The organism is Nocardioides sp. CPCC 206347, assembly GCF_048654605.1.
GTDB lineage: Bacteria > Actinomycetota > Actinomycetes > Propionibacteriales > Nocardioidaceae > Nocardioides.
Genome location: NZ_JBMCYZ010000006.1, coordinates 180,631 through 197,043 on the forward strand (window position 1 = coordinate 180,631; position 16,413 = coordinate 197,043).

Here is a 16,413-nt window from a genome sequence, read left to right on the forward strand (position 1 = left end):
CCTGCCGGCCACGGGGGGTCGCTGGGCCTGGTCCGTGCTCAGAAGAATCCGACCTCGGTCATGAGCGCGAAGGTGGCCTTCGCGTCGAGGTCGGAGACATTGATCTCCGGCGGCTGGAGCTCACTGAACGGCTTGGCCACGCCCTCGAGCTGCACGGCCGGGTTGAGCGGGTACTCCAGCGCATAGCTGTCGGCGAGCACCTGCTGGCCCTTCTCGTTCACCAGGAACTCGATGAACTGCTCGGCCTCGTCCTTCATGTCGCTGGACTTCAGGACGCCCGCACCGGAGACGCTCACGAACGCGCCGGGGTCCTGCTTGGTGAAGTAGTACTGCTCGCTGTTGTCGGAGACGTCGCCGTTCTCCTTGTGGTCGCGCTCCCAGTAGTAGTGGTAGACGATGCCGACCTCGATCTCACCGGAGTCGACGGCCTCCAGCACGAGGTTGTTGCCGTCGTAGACCTTGCCGTTCTCCTTGATGCCCTCGAGCCACGCCTTCGTGGCCTCCGCACCCTCGAGCTCGAGGACCGCGGCGACGATCGCCTGGAAGTCGGCGCCGGTCGGGGAGAAGGACAGGCGGCCCTTCCACTCGGGCTTCGCCAGGTCGAGGAGCGAGGCCGGGAGGTCGGACGGCTGGACCTTGTCGGTGTTGTAGACGAGCACCGTCGAGCGCGCCACGAAACCGGTCCACAGGCCGCTGCGGGGGCGGTACTGCGCGGGGATCGGCGCCACCAGGTCGGCGGGCAGCTTCTCGAACAGGCCGGCTGCCTCGACCTGCGACATGGCGGGGGAGTTCTCGGTGAGGAACACGTCGGCCGGCGACGCGTCGCCCTCCTGGACGAGCTGGTTGGAGAGCTCGAGGTCCTTGCCGTTGCGGAGCTCGACCTCGATGCCGGTCTCCTTCGTGAACGCCGGGGCCAGCTCCTTGAGCAGCGGCTCGTGCTGGGCGTTGTAGATGACCAGCTTGGGCTCGTCGTCGTCACCGCTGCAGGCAGCGAGCATCGGAGCGACGAGCGTGACGGCGGCGAGGCCGAGACCGGCGCGCAGCAGGCGGTTCTTCATCGGGATTCCTGTCGTTCGGTTCGATGGGGAGCGTAGTGAGAGCGCCGGGCGGCCAGCGCGGTGGCCCGGTTCACCAGGTGCCACGTGAGGACGCCGGCGGCGAGGGAGACCAGCAGTCCGGCGAGCGGCCAGCGGTGCTCCAGGTGGGGGTAGATCTGCCAGTGGGTGAGGTAGACGTAGAGCGAGGCGCTGGCGATCGTTCCGGTCAGGCCGACCAGGACCCGTGGCCACGGCACCGTCGCCACCCACACCAGCAGGAGCACGCCGCCGGCGATCATCAGGTCGCGGGCGACGTCACCGGTGAGGTCGAAGGCGCCCGCCAGCAGCAGGGTGGTGACGAGGAGTCGCTGGGGCGCATTCCGGGCGACCGACGCCGCCCACCCGCCGAGGAAGAGCCACGCGACGAAGGTCGAGGAGTGGATCACGTCGCCGTCGTACGACGACACGGTGGCCCAGAAGCGCGGGAGGAGCGCCAGGGCGGTGAGACCGGCGGCGAGTGCGAAGCGGTGCCGGCGCTCGAGCGCCATCACGCGCGGGATCGCCATCAGCAGTCCGGCACCGACCGCGAAGAGCACGATGACTTCGATGAACCAGTAGTGCCAGGCCGGCTCGGACCACGTCCGGGTGCCGAGCACGTCGTTGAGCAGGAACACGCTGCGCCACGGGTATTCGCCCGTCACCAGCGACACCGCGCCGATCCACAGGACAGCCGGTACGACGACCCGGCTGGTGGCGCGGAACACCCGGCGCACCCGGTCGCGCGGACTCTCGTCGGCGAGGTGGAAGCGGGCGAAGTTGGCGCCGGCGACGGCGAGGAGCACGTGGGCACCGCCGTAGAGCAGCCACAGGTTCGTGTGGGTGCCGACGATGAAGACGATGGCGGCGGCACGCAGCGCGATCGTCGTGTCGATGCGTGCCCAGCCCCGGCGCCGCGGGTGGTCGGCGTTGCCCAGCAGGGTGGCGAGGTCCTCGATGGAGCGACGCGGCCAGTCGGCAGGCAGTCGGCCGATCCGTCGCTCGAGACGGAGCGAGAGCTCGACGTAGGACAGGGAGTCGCCGCCGAGGCCGACGAAGGAGTCGTCGGGCCCGACCGGGCCGGCTCCGAGGATCCGCTCGTAGAGGCGGGCGATCGAGGTGGCGGCCGTGCCCTGGTCGACGACCTCGGGCACCTCGAGGCGGGCGACGGCCTGCTGGTCGACCTTGCCGTTCGGCAACCGGGGCAGGTCGTCGACCGGTACGACGCGGATCGCGTGGCCGGGCAACCGGGTGTCGGCGGCCGTCGCTGCGCGCACCTCGTCGAGGGTGAGGGCGTCGGACGGACCGGGCACCGCCACCACCAGTCCGGAGCCGTCGGCGGCTTCCGCGCAGGCCACGTCGTGGCCGCCGAGGCACAGCAGGGTCTGCACCCGGTCCAGGTCGATGCGTTCGCCGAACACCTTCGCGAAGCGTGAGCGACGCCCGACGATCTGGACGAGCCCGTCGGTGATCCGGGCGAGGTCGCCGGTGTGCAGCTCCTGGCTGCCCTGGCCCAGTGCCAGGTCGGCCGGGGACTCGGCGTAGCCCATCATCACGTTCGGACCGGAGTAGACGAGCTCGCCGACGCCGGGCTCGGTGCCGTCCACCGGATCGATCCGGAAGGCGCCGCCGGGAACCGCGACGCCGACCGCCGCCGGATGGGTCAGGTTGAGGGCCGGCGGCAGGTAGGCCATCCGTGCGGTCGCCTCGGTCTGGCCGTACATGACGAACAGGTCCCAGCCCTCGATGCGGCCCTGCTCGGCCAGTGCGGTGACCCGCTCGGGCGCCATCCGGCCGCCGGCCTGGGTGACCTGCCGCAGTGCCGGGAGCTCGGGCCAGCCGGCCGCGCCGAGCAGGTCGAAGGTGTACGGGACGCCGGCGAACGACGTCACGCCGCGGTCGCGGGCATCGGCCCACAGGCCCGGGTCGGTGACCGACCTGTCGTCGAGCATCAGGGATGCCCCGACCGCGAGGTGGCTGTGCAGGACCGACAGGCCGTAGCAGTAGTCGAGCGGCAGCGTGGTGACCGCGACGTCGTCGCTGCGCAGGCCGAGGTACGACGCGATGGCGGTCGCGTTGGCGTCGAGGTTGGCCTGCGACAGGCGCACGAGCTTGGGTGACCCGGTCGAGCCGGACGTGCTGAGCAGCAGGCGCAGGTCGGGGTGGAGGGCGGGCGCCGGAGCGCCTGTCGGACGCCACTCGCGGTCGTCGTACTCGATGGAGGAGGTGTAGGCCCGGGCGAGGCCGTCGTTGTGCGTCAGCAGGGTGGCGTGCCCGCCGGACAGCGAGGCCAGCCAGGCCACGACGAAGTCGACCGTGGGGGCCGGGCTCAACCGGACGAGCTGGCGGGTCGGGCCGGCCAGGGCGTCGAGCCCGGTGCGGGCCGCCGCGACGCGGCGAGCCAGGGTGGCGTAGCTGATGCTGCCGTCCGCCGTGTGCAGGGCGGGACGGTCGCCATGGCGCGCGAGGTCGACGGCGAACCCGGTCGCGAGGACCGGGTGCTCGACCTGTGTGACTGCGGTGCCTTCCCCCACCCGTGAAGGGTAAGGCAAGGTTGGCCTCAGTTGGGTATGCCTGTCCTCACATGGGACTGAGCAGGAAGACCGGGATCACCCGGTCGGTCCACTCGGTGTACTTCGCGTAGTTGGGCCAGACCGTCAGCATGTGGGCCCATGCCTTGTCCTTCTCGGCGTCGGTCAGCTCGCGCCAGGTACAGGTGTACTGGCGGCGCCGGTAGGCGACCTCGACCGTGTCCGCCGCGCGGAGGTTGTGTGTCCACACCGGCGCCTTGGGTGCGCCGAAGTGCGAACCGGCGATCAGCCAGCCGCCCCGCCAGGGCACGCAGAGCAGGGGTGTCGACCGCGGGATGCCCGACTTGCGGCCCACGACGGTCAGCATCAGGTTCGGCAGCCCGGCGATGTCCAGCAGGCTCAGGCGCCCGCGGGTGAGCCGCTGGAGGTGGGAGTCGGTCCAGGTGACCTGTGGCAGCAGCTTCGGCATCCACGTCTGGGAGCCGATCTTGATCGCGACTGGAGTGAGGATTCCCATGGCCGCAGCCTAGGACGCTCGGCGTGGGTACGCCGAAGGGGCGCCCTCCGGAGGGAGGACGCCCCTTGCGAGGTGCGGCAGGGTCAGCCGATCTGGAGGACCCGGGTGCCGCCGGCGAACTTGTCGTGCCAGCCCTGGTGGTTGGGCTGGTCGCTGTTGAGCGTCACCGCGATGAAGATCATCGCCGCGATCGGAGCGGCCCAGCCGAGGAAGAACCAGCCGATGAACGGGATGATGCTGAGGATGCCGAGCGCGGAGTAGGCGTTGCGCTTGGCCGCCTGCTCCATCGTCGGGTTGCTCACGCCGTCGGGGCCGTAGGTGCGCAGCTTCAGGAGCATCTTGCCGACGGTCTGGCCACGGTTCGACTCCAGCAGGGAGAAGTAGCCGAGGTAGAGAGCGGCCTGCAGGACGGCCGTCAGCGTGTAGAAGATGAAGTACTCGCCGAAGGACGTGCTGAAGCCCGAGTAGATGATCGCGCTCAGGATGAAGTAGATCGGCACGAAGACCACACCGAGGATCACGTGGTCGATCAGCCGGGCCAGGAAGCGGTTGAGGAGCTCGGCAGGACGGGGAACGCCGGCCGGGGCACCGAACTGCGGGGCACCGCCATATCCACCACCAGGCGGCGGCGGGGCTCCGGGGCCTCCCGGAGGAGGCGGCGGCTGGTTGTAGGACATGGGTCCTCCTTCAGTCAGGTGGTGCGCGACCGCACCGGGGAATGTCAGCAATCTAGGGCAAATCAGGCCTCCCGAGCAGGGGCACGCGCGTTCTTGCCCTGTTGTCGGCCCGTTCAACCCACCGTCCGACAATCGCCGCCCCGCCGACAACCGTCGTGGCTACCGTCCGATCGTGATCACGCGCGGGCTCCTGGGTGGGGTGCTGGTACTCCTCGGTGGCCTCGTCACCGCCACCCTTCCTCCGAGCACCCCCGTCCTCGATGTGGGTCCGCTCGACGTGCTGCGCGGCCTGGAGATCGGTCGGATGGCCGGCCTGGTGGTCGTTCTCGCCGGCCTCGGCCTACTGGCCAATGCCTGGCTGCGCCTGTGTCGCACGGTCGCCGTCGGAGACAGGGACACCGTCGATCCGGCCGAAGGCGTGGCCCTCGTCCGGTTCGCCACGGCCGCCTGGTGTGCCCCGCTGGTGCTGGCGCCGCCGCTGTTCTCGCGGGACGGCTGGTCGTACGCCGCCCAGGGCATGCTCGCGAGGGTCGGACTGTCGCCGTACGACTGGGGACCCGGCGCGCTCGCTCCCGCCGACTTCATCCCGTGGCCCTGGATCACCGGACCGCCGATCGTGCAGGCGGTCGACCCGCTGTGGTGGGACACCGCGACGCCGTACGGGCCGGTGCCGGTCTTCTTCGGCGCGCTGGCAGCCGGCACCACGGGCAACCCGTGGATGCTGGTGATCGCACACCGCTGCATCGCCCTGGTCGGCCTCGCGCTGCTGGCGTGGGCCGTTCCCCGCCTCGCCGGCTGGACCGGGGCCAACCCTGCGGTGGCCTCGGCGCTCGTCCTGGTCTCGCCGTTGATGATGGCCAACGGTGTCGCCGGTCTGCACAACGACCTGCTCATGGTCGGCCTGATGGCCGCTGCGCTGGTCATCGCCGTCGAACGCGGCTGGGTCTGGGGAGCGATGCTCGCCGGGGTCGCGGCTGGTGTGAAGGTGCCGGGCGGCCTGGTGGCCGTCGGCATCGTGATCGTCTCCCTCCCGGCGGGAGCAGCCCTGCTGCCCCGGGTACGACGCCTCGCGGCCGTTGCCGCGGTGTCCGTCGGAATGCTCGTGGGACTGGGCCTGGTCACCGGGCTCGGGACCGGCTGGGTACGGGCCCTCACCGTCCCCGGCGAGGTCAACACCCCCCTCTCGGCGACCACCCTGGTGGGTGGCGTCCTGGACTGGGGTGCGCTTCATCTGGGTCTGGGGACGGACCCGGCGTTGTTCCGCGACCTGGTGCGGGCCGTGGGCCTGCTGGTCGCGCTCGGTGTCGGTGCCTGGATGGTGCTGCGCGGGCGGACCGGTTCGCGAGCCGCGGCCCTCGGTGCCGTCGCGATGACGACGGCGGCCTTCGTGCTGCTGTCGCCGGTGGTGCACCTCTGGTACTTCCTGATGCTGCCGCCGTTCCTTGCGACCCAGCGCCTGCCCCGGCACGCGATGGGCGCCCTGGTGGCGGTGTCGCTGCTGCTCGGACTGGTCGCGCCGCTCGACTCGTCACTGCACGGCGCCTACTACGCGATCGTGATCGGAGCGATGACCGTCGCGCTGTTGATGCCGGTGCTGCTGCTGACCCGCGTCGCGCGGGAGCGACTGGCCCGGATCGTGGCGCCCCTGGCGCCCGCCGTCCGCCCGGATCAGCCGGCGGCCAGCGCCGGGTAGTCGGTGTAGCCCTGGGCGCCACCGCCGTAGAAGGTGGCTCCGTCGGGTTCGTTGAGCTCGGCGCCGATCCGGAACCGCTCGGGCAGGTCGGGGTTGGCGATGAAGGGCCGACCGAACGCGGCAGCGTCGATCAGCCCGGCGCCGAGCAGCCGCTCGGCCTTGTCGGTCGTGTAGTTCCCGGCGCCGACGATGACCCCGCTGAACACGGCGCGCAGCTGCTTGCGGAACTCGTCGTCGATCACCGGGCCGCCGGCCCAGTCCGGCTCGGAGAGGTGCAGGAAGGCGAGGTTGCGGCGCGAGAACTCGGCGGCGAGGTGCAGCGCCATCGGCAGGTCGTCGTCATCGAGCCCGTTGAACGAGCCCTGCGGGGAGATCCGGATGCCGACGTGCTCGGCGTCCCACGCGTCGATGGCTGCGTCGAGGGCTTCGAGCGGGAAGCGGGCGCGGTTGTCCTGGGAGCCGCCGTACTCGTCGGTGCGGTGGTTGCTCTGCTCGCTGAGGAACTGGTGGATCAGGTAGCCGTGCGCGCCGTGCAGCTCGACCAGGTCGAAGCCGGCCTCCCGGGCGTTCGCGGTCGCACGGCGGTAGTCCTCGACGGTCTCGGCGATCTCCTCGACGCTGAGGGCCCGCGGCGTCGGGCAGTCCGCGCGCAGCGGCCGGCCGTCCTCGCCCTTGATCGTGGCGCGGTTGCGGTACGGCAGTGCGGACGCCGACACCGGCAGGGCGCCGTCGTGGAACGACTCGTGCGACACCCGGCCGACGTGCCAGATCTGGGCCGCGATCCGGCCACCCTCGGCGTGCACGGCGTCGGTGACCTTGCGCCAGCCCTCGACCTGCTCCGGGCTGTAGATGCCCGGGGTGTCCATGTAGCCCTTGCCGATCGGCGAGATCTGGGTGCCCTCCGAGATGATCAGGCCCGCTCCCGCGCGCTGCCGGTAGTACTCCACGACCAGGTCGTTCGGGACGTCGATCCCGGGCGTCGCGCGCATCCGGGTCAGCGGGGCCATCAGGACGCGGTTCGCCAGCGTGGTCGTGCCGATGTTGAGCGGGTCGAAGAGTGAGGTCACTCGAACGGCAACAGGTCCCCGCCGGTGGGTATTCCGGGAGGAGCCTCAGGCGCTGAGCACGCCGGCCCGGTCGCCGGCGTGGATGGCCAGCATCCGGTCCACGGTGCTCGACCACGTGAAGGTCTCGGCGCGGAGGCGGGCTGCCCGGCGCACCCGGGCCTGCGGGCGCGCCGCGAGACCCACGACGGCATCCGCCAGGGCGCCCGCTTCGGGTGCGGCCCACGCTCCACAGGCGTCGGTGACCAGCTCCCGGGCCCCGCCCCGGTCGGCGGTGACCACGGGCGTCCCGCACGCCAGCGCCTCCAGGACTGCCAGCCCGAACGTCTCGCCCGGGCACACCGACAGGGAGATGTCGGCGGCAGCGAGCCGGTCGCGCAACGTGGCCCGCCCATCGACGTACCCGTGGAAGTGGACGGGTGAGCCCGCGGCGATCTCCTCCAGCTCGTCGCGGTGCGGCCCGTCGCCGTACACGTCGAGCCGGACCGGAACGCCGCGGCGGTGCAGCTCGACGGCGGTAGCGACGGCCAGGTGCGGGGACTTCTCCCGGGAGAGCCGACCCGCGTGCACCAGGCGGAGCTCCTGGCCGCCCCCGGCGCGCCCCACAGCGGGCCGGAAGGTCTCGAGGTCCACCCCCAGCGGGACCCGTTCCACCGGGCAGCCGGCGGAGTCCGCGACCGTGCGGAACTCGCCCTCGGCGTAGCGCGAGGTCACGACGAGGGTGTCGAAGCTGCGGACGAGCAGGCGGTTGAGCAGGCCGATGGAGACCTTGGACGTCGTGTCGAAGCCGGTCCTCATCGCGAACATGTCGCCCAGGCGTTCATGCGACAGCAGCACGCTGCGCACGTCGTTGCGCCCGGCCCACCACGCCACCGGCAACAGGGTGAGCTTGTCGCTCCACTCGACGCTGGTCGGCCTCCACTGCTCGAGGACGTCGGTGACCCGCCACGGTTCGACGATCAGGCGGTAGCCGCCGCCGACCCGGGGTGCGCGCACCTGGACGACGTCGCCCAGGTCGGTCTCGAGGATGGCGTCGACCGGGCCGGGGATCACCAGGAGGCGCTCGGCCCCGGCGGCGACGTAGCCCCGCCCGAGGTGCTCGAGCGCGGTCCGCATCCCTCCCGAGGTCGACCCGACGAAGTTGGCCAGCTGAGCGATCCGCACGTTGCCACCTTCCCCGCTCCCGGTGAACCCGGGCCCACCTGTGGTTGACGAGCGCGGAAAGATGAAGGGCATGGTCGAGTTGATGACGCCTCGGGAGGTTCCGCTGGGCGGGCCTCGGGCGATGACGGTACGACGCACGCTGCCGCAGCGGGAACGGTCGCTGATCGGCGCCTGGTGCTTCCTCGACCACTACGGCCCGGACGCGGTCAGTGAGTCCGGCGGCATGGAGGTCGCGCCGCACCCGCACACCGGACTGCAGACCGTGAGCTGGCTGTTCACCGGCGAGATCGAGCATCGCGACAGCGCCGGCAACGTGGCGATGGTCCGGCCCGGCGAGGTCAACCTGATGACCGCCGGGCAGGGGATCAGCCACTCCGAGGTGTCCACGCCGGAGACGTCGGTGCTGCACGGCGCCCAGCTCTGGGTCGCCCTGCCGGACGCCGACCGCCACACCGCCCCGGGCTTCCAGCACCACGCACCTGCCGAGATCACGGGAGCGGGCTGGCGCGCCCGCGTGTTCCTCGGCTCGGCGCTCGGGGACACGTCGCCCGTCACCACCTTCACCCCGTTGCTGGGCGCCGAGCTGGTCCTCGATCCCGGCGCCAGCCTGGACGTTCCGGTCGACGAGACCTTCGAGCACGGGGTCCTCGTCGACCTCGGATCGGTGTCCGTCGACGGCGTCGACGCGGCCCGGGCCGACCTCGCCTACCTCGCCCCCGGCGCCGCGCAGGTCCGTCTGGTCGCTGGTGCCGAGGGTGCCCGATTGCTGCTGCTCGGCGGCCCGCCGTTCGGCGAGCCCATCGTGATGTGGTGGAACTTCGTCGGCCGCACCCACGAGGAGGTCGCGGGCTTCCGGGACGACTGGCAGGCGCAGATCACCGACGCCGCCGGCGAGATCGTGGGCGACAGCCGCCTCGTCGCAGCAGGGCGCTTCGGCGTCGTACCCGACCAGCCGCTGAAGCCGATCCCCGCGCCCGTGCTGCCCAACGTGCGCCTCAAGGAACGTCGTTGATTGCCGGACTCACCTGGCTGGTCGCGTTCCAGCTCCTCGGCGAGTTCGTGGCCCGTGTCGCGGACCTGTCCGTCCCGGGGCCGGTCGTCGGCATGCTGCTGCTGTTCTGCTTCCTCCGTCTGCGTCGGTACGACGACCAGGGCTCGATCGTGCGCGCCGGCTCCGCGTTGCTGCGGCACCTGCAGCTCTTCTTCGTGCCGGCCGGTGTCGGAGTGGTCCTCTACCTCGGGCTGATCGGGCGCGAGGCGCTGCCGATCGGGGTGGCGATGCTCGGCTCGTGGCTGCTCGGCCTGGCCGCGGTCGGCTGGACCGCGGTGGCGCTGGAGCGGCTCCTCGGCCGCCCCCGCGACGACCTGGGCACCGTGTGAACGCGGCCCTCGACCAGGCCCTCGAGGTCGCGCGCTCGCCGCTCGCCCTCCTCGCCGTGACCCTCGGCGGCTACCAGCTCGGCCGGTGGCTGCAGGTCCGCTCCGGCGGGCACGCCCTGGTCCAGCCGGTACTGGTGACCATCGTGATCGTCGGCGTGGCCATCACCGCGCTGGACGTCGACTACCCCGACTACCGCCGGGCCACCGAGCTGATCGCCTTCTGGCTGGGGCCGGCGACCGTCGCCCTCGCGGTCCCGCTGCACCGCCAGGCTGCACGGCTCAAGGGCTTCGTCGTCCCGATGCTGGTGGCGATCGTGGTCGGTGCCGTCGTGTCGATCGTGTCCGCGGTGCTGCTCGCGCGTGCTCTCGGCGCCGGGGACGATCTCGAACGGACCCTGGCCACCAAGGCTGCCACGACCCCCGTGGCGATCGCCGTCACCGATGCGCTCGGTGGCATCCCGCCCCTGGCGGCGGTGTTCGCGATCATCATTGGGATCGTCGGTGCCATCGCCGGACCGGCGGTGCTCGACGTCCTCCGGATCCGCGACCGCCGGGCGCGCGGCCTCGCCGTCGGCGCGGTCTCGCACGGCGTCGGCGCCTCCCGGATGCTCCGCGAGGACGAGACGGAGGGGGCGTTCGCCGGCCTGGCGATGGGACTCTCTGCGCTCGCGATCAGCCTGCTGGTCCCGGTGCTCGCGATCTGGCTCTTCTGACCCCGTCCCTGAACTGGTCGCACCGCGACCATCCGGCGGCTACGGTCTCGACCCATGACGACGCGAGTCCACGCCTTCACCGACGACGCCCTCGGCGACCTGGACGCGGTCGGCCTCGCCGAGCACCTCGGTGCCGGCAAGGTCTCCGCCTCCGAAGCGGTCGAGGCCGCGATCAGCCGGATCGAGAAGGTCGCCGCAGAGCTGAACGCGATGGCCTTCACGGCGTACGAACGCGCGCGTGCGGAGGCCCGGAACCGGGGCTCGTCGTTCTTCGCGGGCGTGCCGACCCTGGTCAAGGACAACGTCGACGTGGCCGGCATGCCGACCATGTCGGGCACCGACGCCTGGTCGCCCCGGCCGGCGAGGAAGGACGGCGACTTCGCTGCGTCGTACCTCGCCACCGGGATGATCGCGCTGGGCAAGAGCCAGCTCTCGGAGTACGGCTTCAGCGCGTCCGCCGAGCACCCGCGACTCGGTGCGGTCCGCACCCCGTGGAACACCGACCACTCGGCCGGTGCCTCGAGCGCCGGCTCGGCCGCACTCGTCGCGGCGGGCGCCGTACCGATCGCTCACGCGAACGGCGGCGGCGGTTCCATCCGGATCCCGGCGTCGGTCAACGGGTTGGTCGGCCTCAAGCCCACCCGGGGCCGGTTGCCGCAGGACAGGCTGATGCGGGAGATGCCGATCAAGATCGTCTCCGACGGGGTGGTGACGCGGACGGTGCGCGACACGGCCGCGTTCTACCGGGAGGCCGAGCGCGTCCAGCGCAACCTCGCGCTCCCGCCGATCGGCGACCTGACCCGGCCGATCAAGCGTCGCCTGCGGATCGCGCTGAACACCAGTGGCGTGGGCCGTGGAGCGGACGCCGAGACGCGCGCGCTGACCGAGGAGACCGCGGCCCTGCTCGAGGACCTCGGGCACACGGTGACCGAGACCGATGCCCCGATCGGCCCCGGCTTCGCCGACGACTTCCTCCTCTACTGGGCGGTGCTCGCCCAGGCGATGCTGACCACCGGCCGGCCGGTCCACGGGCGCACGTGGAGCAAGGCGAAGCACGACAACCTCACCCTCGGGCTGGCCCGGCACGCACGACGAAACCTGCACCGCCTCCCCGGGACGATCACGCGCCTGAAGCGTGCCAACGCCCAGGCCGAGCTCTACTACGAGAAGTACGACGTCGCGCTGACCCCGACGCTCGGTGCGGCCACGCCCCCCGTGGGCCACCTCGATCCGACGCAGGGCTACGACGTGATCATCGACAAGCTGATGGACTGGGTGGCCTTCACGCCGTGGCAGAACGTCACGGGTGCACCGGCCATTTCGTTGCCCCTCGCGACCACCGCGACGGGCCTCCCGCAGGGCATGATGTTCGGGGCTGCACCCGGTCAGGAGACCCTCCTGATCGAGCTCGCCTACGAGCTCGAACAGGCCCGACCGTTCGCCCGGATCCACGCCTGAATTCGGCTCTGCACGGCCCGATTTCTCCTCCGCCGAAAGCGCGTGTATCGTTCTGCGGCGTTGCCCCTTTAGCTCAGACGGCAGAGCGTCTCCATGGTAAGGAGAAGGTCTACGGTTCGATTCCGTAAAGGGGCTCTGGGACAAGGGTCTGCCAATCCGGACGGTGAAAGCCGCAAGGTGCGGCAGACGCCCTGACCCCCTGGCGGGGTAGCTCAGGTGGTTAGAGCACACGGCTCATAATCGTGGTGTCGCGGGTTCGAGTCCCGCCCCCGCTACGCCAGATGACGAAGAATCACCCCGGCAGTACCCCATAGACAGCAGTAGAAGGACTTCCCGTGGCCAGCAAGAGCTCAGACGTTCGCCCCAAGATCACGCTCGCGTGCGTGGACTGCAAGGAGCGGAACTACATCACGAAGAAGAACCGCCGCAACGACCCCGACCGCATCGAGCTGTCGAAGTTCTGCCCGCGTTGCCGCACCCACACCGCGCACCGCGAGACCCGCTGACGCACTCGTTCGACCCAGCGCCCCTTCGGCGCTCCGCCAGTCCGTGGCCCCCTTCGGGGACCGCGGACTGATGTCGTTTTGCGACCTCTAGGCTGGGGCCATGCCGATCGACGCCTCCCTCGTCGGGCGTGGTTACCCCCCGACGCAGCCCTACCCGGTCACGACGGATGCCGTCGTGGCCTTCGCCACCTCGGTCGGGGGCAGCTACGACGTCGCAGCGGGCCTCCCGCCGACCTTCCCGATCGTGGTCACCTTCGCCGCCCTCCAGGACTTCCTGGATGTCGAGCAGGTCGAGCTGTCCCGGATCGTCCACGGCGACCAGCGCTTCCGCTACGAGCGCCCCGTCGTCATCGGTGACGTGCTGACCGCTGCCCTCACCGTCACCGGTGTGCGGTCCATCGGCGGCAACGACATCGTGAGCACCTCCAGCGAGATCGTCGACGCCTCCGGCTCCGTCGTGTGTACGGCGACCGCGACCATCGTCCACCGGGGAGCGGCTGCATGAGCGCCATCAGCGACCTCACCACGGGCGACGCGCTCCCCGAGGTCACCTACGAGATCACCCGCGCCGACCTGGTCGCCTACGCGGCGGCCAGCGGCGACCAGAACCCGATCCACCAGGACGAGGAGATCGCGCTCGCGGTCGGCCTGCCCGGTGTGATCGCACACGGCATGTACACCCTCGCCCTGGTCGGTCGCGCCGTCGGCGCGTGGGCTCCCGGTGCCGAGGTCGTCGAGCTGGGCGCGAAGTTCGTCGCACCGGTCGTCGTACCCGCCACGGGAGCGGCGCGGGTGACCGTCTCGGGCACGGTCGGCGCCCGGACCGACGACCTGCTCGCGCTGGCGCTCGTGGTCACCTCCGACGGGACCAAGGTGCTCGGCGCACCCAAGGCGACCATTCGTGGCTGACCCGGTCGTCGCCGACCCCGCCCTCGCGGACCTCACGACGCTGCGCCTGGGCGGCCCGGCCACCCGCTACGTCGCGGTCGACGACGCCGACGAGCTGGTCGCCGCCGTGTCGGCCGCCGACGCGGCCGGCGAGCAGGTGCTCCTGGTGGGCGGCGGCAGCAACCTGGTGGTCGCCGACGAGGGCTTTGCCGGGACGGTCGTGCACCTGACCGGTGGCGGCGTCCACGTCGACGGCGACGCGTGCGGGATCGCGTCGGTGACGGTCGCGGCCGGCGAACCCTGGGACGCCTTCGTGGCCCGGGCCGTCAGCGAGGGCTGGACGGGCGTCGAGGCCCTCTCCGGGATCCCCGGGACCGTCGGGGCCACCCCGATCCAGAACGTCGGCGCCTACGGCCAGGAGGTCGCCCAGACCATCGCCCGGGTCCGGGTCTGGGACCGGGTGCTGCGCGGACAGCGCAGCTTCGCTGCGGCCGACTGCCAGTTCGGCTACCGCCACTCGCGCTTCAAGGCCGATCCCGGCCGCCACATCGTCCTCGACGTCACGTTCGAGTTCCACCCCGGCGAGCAGTCGGCACCGGTCGGCTACGCCGAGCTGGCCCGCACCCTGGGCGTCCAGGTCGGTGACCGGGCCCCGCTGGCGGAGGTCCGGGAAGCCGTCCTCGGCCTGCGGCGCGGCAAGGGCATGGTGCTCGACGCTGCGGACCACGACACGTGGAGTGCCGGGTCGTTCTTCACCAACCCGTTCGTCGAGCCCGACCGGGTTCCGGAGGGAGCGCCGTCGTACCCCCAGGACGACGGGCGGGTGAAGACCAGCGCGGCCTGGCTGATCGAGCGGGCCGGCTTCGGCAAGGGCTTCGGGCTCGACCGGCCGGACGCCCGCGTCTCCTTGTCGACCAAGCACACCCTCGCGCTCACGAACCGTGGTGGCGCGTCGACGGTGGAGCTGCTCGACCTCGCCCGTGAGGTCCGCGACGGCGTCGAGGCGCGCTTCGGCGTCGCGCTGGTCAACGAGCCCGTGCTCGTCGGCTGCGCTCTCTGAGACAGGCCAGCTGGAAGGTCAGCCGTTCGCGGAGCTCAGCGCCGCGATGAACAGGCCCGCGATGGCCAGGATGGCCAGCAACCCGAGCACCGCGAGGACCAGGCCGATGATCCCGGTGACGAAGCCGCCCGTGGCGAGCCCCTCGCCGGTGAAGGCCTGGGGGTTGGCCCGGATCTCGCGGCGCGCCCGAAGGCCGGTCCAGATGGCGAAGGGCGAGCACAGCACGGCCAGGAAGGTCACGAAGAAGACCGGCGTGAGCAGCAGCCCGACCAGGCCGCTGATGCCGAGCACCAGCGACGTGGTCGCCATCGGGTGCGTCGGTGCGACGTGGCGGATGTACTGCGGTGCGACCTGGTACGGCGACGGCGAGCCCGGGTACGGCGCCGCCGCGTGGGGTGCCGGCGTGACGGGGTACGGCCCCGGGGCGACCGGGTACGGCGGCGCGGGCGGGACCGGGGTGGAACCCGCGGGTGCCTGCTGGGTGGGCGCATCGGGAGCGACGTCGCCGTAGGCCGGAGCCTGGTAGGGCTCGAATCCCGGCGACGGCTGCGACGGGGGAGTCAGGGGCGGCTGGTCGCTCATGGCGTCATTCTCCCAGTTCCGGGCACGCTCCAAACCGTCCGGGCGCCGTGGGTGTTCAGGCGTCCTGTTCGGGGGCGGCCAGCCACGCGTCGATGTCCGCCAGCGCGGCGTCCCTGATGTCCGACGGCGCCCGACTGGCCCGCAGCGACATCCGGCCCAGTTCGGCCATCTCGGCGTCGCTGAGGCCGTGGGCCGCGCGCATCGTGGCGTACTGCCCCGCCAGCCTCGACCCGAAGAGCAGCGGGTCGTCGGCGCCGAGCGCCACCGTCGCGCCGGCGTCGAGCAGCGTGGGGAGCGGGACCGAGGTCAGGTCGGAGTAGACGCCCAGGGCGACGTTCGACACCGGGCACACCTCCAGGGCGACCCCGGTGTCGACGATCCGCCGCAGCAGGTCGGGATCCTCCGCGGCGCGCACCCCGTGGCCGAGTCGTCCGGCGTGCAGCGAGTCGAGGCACGCGCTGATGTGTTCCGGGCCGCGGAGCTCGCCGCCGTGGGGCGCCAGCATCAGGCCGGCCCGTTCGGCGATCGCGAACGCCCCCGCGAAGTCGGAGGTCCGGCCGCGGCGCTCGTCGTTCGACAGTCCGAAGCCGACCACCCCGCGATCGACGTACTGCGCGGCCAGGCGGGCCAGGGTGCGGGCATCCAGCGGGTGACGGGTCCGGTTGGCCGCGATCACCACCGCCATGCCGAGGCCGGTGCGCTGCGTGGCGTCCCGCACCGCGTCCAGGACCAGGTCGGTGAACGCGGTGATGCCGCCGAACCGTGCGCCGTAGCCGCTCGGGTCGACCTGGATCTCCAGCCACCGGCCGCCGTCGGCGACATCGTCCTGCGCAGCCTCGAGCACCAGCCGTCGTACGTCGTCCTCGGTGCGCAGCACGGAGCGCGCGACGTCGTACAGGCGCTGGAAGCGGAACCAGCCCTTCTCGTCCGCGGCGGTGAGCTGCGGGGGCCACTCGGAGACGAGCGCGTCGGGCAGGTGGATGCCGTCGCGCTCCGCGAGCTCCAGCAGGGTGCCGTGTCGCATCGAGCCGGTGAAGTGCAGGTGGAGATGGGCCTTGGGAAGCACATGGAGGTCCCGCACGCCGCCATCGTAGGTGGGCGGGCGCT

Annotated in this window: 17 protein-coding genes and 2 tRNA genes; 11 read left to right on the forward strand and 8 right to left on the reverse strand. The window is 71.7% G+C overall.

Annotated elements, in window-relative coordinates; genetic code table 11:
• Window positions 1-38 precede the first annotated feature (38 nt).
• From ACOACQ_RS20195 to ACOACQ_RS20210, 4 genes are all read right to left on the reverse strand, one after another.
• A complete protein-coding gene (locus ACOACQ_RS20195; RefSeq protein WP_378603473.1) occupies window positions 39-1,058 on the reverse strand; it encodes an iron ABC transporter substrate-binding protein in 1,020 nt (339 codons plus the stop codon).
• Entirely contained in the window at window positions 1,055-3,607 is a 2,553-nt protein-coding gene (locus ACOACQ_RS20200) for an AMP-binding protein (RefSeq protein ID WP_420289147.1), read from the reverse strand. Before ACOACQ_RS20200 ends, ACOACQ_RS20195 begins: the two co-directional genes overlap by 4 nt.
• A 46-nt stretch (window positions 3,608-3,653) precedes the next feature.
• A complete protein-coding gene (locus ACOACQ_RS20205; protein ID WP_378603480.1) occupies window positions 3,654-4,121 on the reverse strand; it encodes a nitroreductase family deazaflavin-dependent oxidoreductase in 468 nt (155 codons plus the stop codon).
• Between the two features lie 83 nt (window positions 4,122-4,204).
• Entirely contained in the window at window positions 4,205-4,798 is a 594-nt protein-coding gene (locus ACOACQ_RS20210; RefSeq protein ID WP_378603483.1) for an RDD family protein, read from the reverse strand.
• Between the two features lie 172 nt (window positions 4,799-4,970).
• On the opposite strand from ACOACQ_RS20210, the gene mptB reads away from it, so the two are divergent.
• Entirely contained in the window at window positions 4,971-6,491 is a 1,521-nt protein-coding gene (gene mptB / locus ACOACQ_RS20215; RefSeq protein ID WP_420289148.1) for a polyprenol phosphomannose-dependent alpha 1,6 mannosyltransferase MptB, read from the forward strand.
• Here the strand turns inward: mptB and nemA are convergent.
• Together nemA and ACOACQ_RS20225 are read right to left on the reverse strand one after the other, a co-directional pair.
• Window positions 6,467-7,558: an N-ethylmaleimide reductase gene (gene nemA, locus ACOACQ_RS20220; RefSeq protein WP_420289149.1), complete on the reverse strand. Its 1,092-nt coding sequence runs from the start codon at window positions 7,556-7,558 to the stop codon at window positions 6,467-6,469. The two genes, mptB and nemA, sit on opposite strands and share 25 nt — an antisense overlap.
• Window positions 7,559-7,603: 45 nt before the next feature.
• On the reverse strand, window positions 7,604-8,671 hold the full coding sequence (locus ACOACQ_RS20225) for a glycosyltransferase (protein ID WP_420289212.1): 1,068 nt from the start codon (window positions 8,669-8,671) through the stop codon (window positions 7,604-7,606).
• Window positions 8,672-8,789: 118 nt separating this feature from the next.
• Between ACOACQ_RS20225 and ACOACQ_RS20230 the strand changes: the two genes are divergently transcribed.
• The 10 genes from ACOACQ_RS20230 (at window position 8,790) to ACOACQ_RS20275 (ending at window position 14,724) form a co-directional block, all read left to right on the forward strand.
• On the forward strand, window positions 8,790-9,731 hold the full coding sequence (locus tag ACOACQ_RS20230; RefSeq protein ID WP_378603495.1) for a pirin family protein: 942 nt from the start codon (window positions 8,790-8,792) through the stop codon (window positions 9,729-9,731).
• Window positions 9,728-10,099, forward strand: a complete 372-nt coding sequence (locus tag ACOACQ_RS20235) for a CidA/LrgA family protein (RefSeq protein WP_378603498.1) — start codon at window positions 9,728-9,730, stop codon at window positions 10,097-10,099. The genes ACOACQ_RS20230 and ACOACQ_RS20235 overlap by 4 nt, the downstream gene beginning before the upstream one ends.
• On the forward strand, window positions 10,096-10,812 hold the full coding sequence (locus ACOACQ_RS20240; protein ID WP_378603501.1) for an LrgB family protein: 717 nt from the start codon (window positions 10,096-10,098) through the stop codon (window positions 10,810-10,812). The genes ACOACQ_RS20235 and ACOACQ_RS20240 overlap by 4 nt, the downstream gene beginning before the upstream one ends.
• Window positions 10,813-10,866: 54 nt before the next feature.
• A complete protein-coding gene (locus ACOACQ_RS20245; protein WP_420289150.1) occupies window positions 10,867-12,270 on the forward strand; it encodes an amidase in 1,404 nt (467 codons plus the stop codon).
• A gap of 62 nt (window positions 12,271-12,332) precedes the next feature.
• Window positions 12,333-12,405: transfer RNA gene (locus ACOACQ_RS20250), tRNA-Thr, on the forward strand.
• 66 nt (window positions 12,406-12,471) lie between these two features.
• Window positions 12,472-12,545 (forward strand) — tRNA-Met (locus tag ACOACQ_RS20255).
• Between the two features lie 60 nt (window positions 12,546-12,605).
• On the forward strand, window positions 12,606-12,776 hold the full coding sequence (rpmG, locus tag ACOACQ_RS20260) for a 50S ribosomal protein L33 (protein WP_036490026.1): 171 nt from the start codon (window positions 12,606-12,608) through the stop codon (window positions 12,774-12,776).
• Window positions 12,777-12,876: 100 nt separating this feature from the next.
• Window positions 12,877-13,281 carry an FAS1-like dehydratase domain-containing protein gene (locus tag ACOACQ_RS20265; protein WP_420289151.1) on the forward strand — a complete coding sequence of 135 codons (405 nt, stop codon included), beginning with the start codon at window positions 12,877-12,879 and terminating at the stop codon, window positions 13,279-13,281.
• The gene (locus ACOACQ_RS20270) at window positions 13,278-13,685 is read left to right on the forward strand and encodes a MaoC/PaaZ C-terminal domain-containing protein (protein ID WP_420289152.1); all 408 of its coding nucleotides are present in this window, start codon (window positions 13,278-13,280) and stop codon (window positions 13,683-13,685) included. Before ACOACQ_RS20265 ends, ACOACQ_RS20270 begins: the two co-directional genes overlap by 4 nt.
• Entirely contained in the window at window positions 13,678-14,724 is a 1,047-nt protein-coding gene (locus tag ACOACQ_RS20275; protein ID WP_420289153.1) for a UDP-N-acetylmuramate dehydrogenase, read from the forward strand. The genes ACOACQ_RS20270 and ACOACQ_RS20275 overlap by 8 nt, the downstream gene beginning before the upstream one ends.
• A gap of 18 nt (window positions 14,725-14,742) precedes the next feature.
• Here the strand turns inward: ACOACQ_RS20275 and ACOACQ_RS20280 are convergent, their stop codons facing one another.
• Complete coding sequence (locus ACOACQ_RS20280; RefSeq protein ID WP_420289154.1) at window positions 14,743-15,306, reverse strand: DUF4190 domain-containing protein; 564 nt, start codon at window positions 15,304-15,306, stop codon at window positions 14,743-14,745.
• A 55-nt stretch (window positions 15,307-15,361) separates the two neighbouring features.
• Window positions 15,362-16,387 carry an adenosine deaminase gene (locus ACOACQ_RS20285; protein ID WP_420289155.1) on the reverse strand — a complete coding sequence of 342 codons (1,026 nt, stop codon included), beginning with the start codon at window positions 16,385-16,387 and terminating at the stop codon, window positions 15,362-15,364.
• Window positions 16,388-16,413: the final 26 nt, after the last annotated feature.

What these genes read in the sequence shown, in the direction of transcription:
- ACOACQ_RS20195 (WP_378603473.1), bottom strand. Translation starts at nt 1,058, where the DNA reads ATGAAGAACCGCCTGCTGCGCGCCGGTCTCGGCCTCGCCGCCGTCACG.
- ACOACQ_RS20205 (WP_378603480.1), bottom strand. Translation starts at nt 4,121, where the DNA reads ATGGGAATCCTCACTCCAGTCGCGATCAAGATCGGCTCCCAGACGTGG.
- ACOACQ_RS20210 (WP_378603483.1), bottom strand. Translation starts at nt 4,798, where the DNA reads ATGTCCTACAACCAGCCGCCGCCTCCTCCGGGAGGCCCCGGAGCCCCG.
- ACOACQ_RS20225 (WP_420289212.1), bottom strand. Translation starts at nt 8,671, where the DNA reads ATGCGGACCGCGCTCGAGCACCTCGGGCGGGGCTACGTCGCCGCCGGG.
- ACOACQ_RS20230 (WP_378603495.1), top strand. Translation starts at nt 8,790, where the DNA reads ATGGTCGAGTTGATGACGCCTCGGGAGGTTCCGCTGGGCGGGCCTCGG.
- ACOACQ_RS20245 (WP_420289150.1), top strand. Translation starts at nt 10,867, where the DNA reads ATGACGACGCGAGTCCACGCCTTCACCGACGACGCCCTCGGCGACCTG.
- ACOACQ_RS20265 (WP_420289151.1), top strand. Translation starts at nt 12,877, where the DNA reads ATGCCGATCGACGCCTCCCTCGTCGGGCGTGGTTACCCCCCGACGCAG.
- ACOACQ_RS20270 (WP_420289152.1), top strand. Translation starts at nt 13,278, where the DNA reads ATGAGCGCCATCAGCGACCTCACCACGGGCGACGCGCTCCCCGAGGTC.
- ACOACQ_RS20280 (WP_420289154.1), bottom strand. Translation starts at nt 15,306, where the DNA reads ATGAGCGACCAGCCGCCCCTGACTCCCCCGTCGCAGCCGTCGCCGGGA.